The organism is Candidatus Bartonella washoeensis Sb944nv, from assembly GCF_000278135.1.
Classification (GTDB): Bacteria; Pseudomonadota; Alphaproteobacteria; order Rhizobiales; family Rhizobiaceae; genus Bartonella; species Bartonella washoeensis.
On record NZ_JH725022.1, the window covers coordinates 594,437 to 595,355 of the forward strand.

General features: G+C 32.8%; 2 protein-coding genes. One reads left to right on the forward strand and one right to left on the reverse strand.

The window, feature by feature from the left end:
• Window positions 1-256: 256 nt before the first annotated feature.
• Window positions 257-559 carry a helix-turn-helix domain-containing protein gene (locus MCQ_RS02455; RefSeq protein ID WP_006923342.1) on the reverse strand — a complete coding sequence of 101 codons (303 nt, stop codon included), beginning with the start codon at window positions 557-559 and terminating at the stop codon, window positions 257-259.
• Between the two features lie 92 nt (window positions 560-651).
• On the opposite strand from MCQ_RS02455, the gene MCQ_RS08705 reads away from it, so the two are divergent.
• Window positions 652-903, forward strand: coding sequence for a helix-turn-helix domain-containing protein (locus MCQ_RS08705; protein WP_006923343.1), 252 nt, complete (start codon window positions 652-654; stop codon window positions 901-903).
• Window positions 904-919 lie beyond the last annotated feature (16 nt).

Consider the following 919-nt stretch of genomic DNA (forward strand, 5'->3'; position numbering starts at 1 on the left):
CATCACTAAGAGAATTTCATCCGATTTTATAAAAACAGGTTTTGTCAAAACAGCCTCCATACAGCCTGTTGGCAACGGTTAATTTATAAGGTATGCAGAAATTTATACCAAAATGGTAAAATTGAGTCAATACCAAAATGGTTATTTTTTTTTTATTTTATATTTTTTGAGGTAAAAAAAATGGATAAAAAGCGGACAATTAATAAGAAAATATTGGAGCTATGGAATAAATTGACAGAAGAAGAAAAAAGACAATTTATTCTTTTTTATCTTGATAAAATGAAGAAAGGAGATCAAGAAGTTTAACTTTGTTATCATAGCTTAGATGCTCTAACATATCTTCAATTTGTTCGTCTAAGCTATTAAGCTTTTGTCCGGAAAACAATAACTGTTTTGGTGTAACATCCAAGTGGGGGGCTAAACGTACAGCCCACTCTTTTGTTAATTTCCGTTGCCCGTTTTCTAAACGAAAAATTTGTGGCTGACTAGTCCCTGCTAGTTCGGCTAATTTTTTTGAACTTAAACCTATTTTTTGTCTGAAAAACTTTAAATTATTCATGATTCTTATCCTAATAAAAAAAAATATCCTTTCAAATACCAATATGGTAAAATTGCCTTGCAATGCTAATACCAATATGGTATAAAGGAAGGATGTCTAAGCTAAAGTCATATTTATCAAAGAATAACATTACTTATGCTGAGTTTGCGATTTCGGTAGGTGTTACGCAAGCGTCAATAGCGCGTTATGTAAATAGGAAAAGGTTTCCGCATCCTAGGATAATACAAAGGATAGCGGAAGTTACAGATAATTATGTAAGCCCTAGCGATTGGTATCAAGAGAATTTTACCTCTTTTGTAGACAGTTCCCGTGTTGATAGCACGTGTGAAACTTTACGGCCTTAAGGAAATGAGCATGGCT

Bases quoted from the DNA above. Each gene is read 5' to 3' on its own strand.
- MCQ_RS02455 (WP_006923342.1), bottom strand. From the start codon at position 559: ATGAATAATTTAAAGTTTTTCAGACAAAAAATAGGTTTAAGTTCAAAA.
- MCQ_RS08705 (WP_006923343.1), top strand. From the start codon at position 652: ATGTCTAAGCTAAAGTCATATTTATCAAAGAATAACATTACTTATGCT.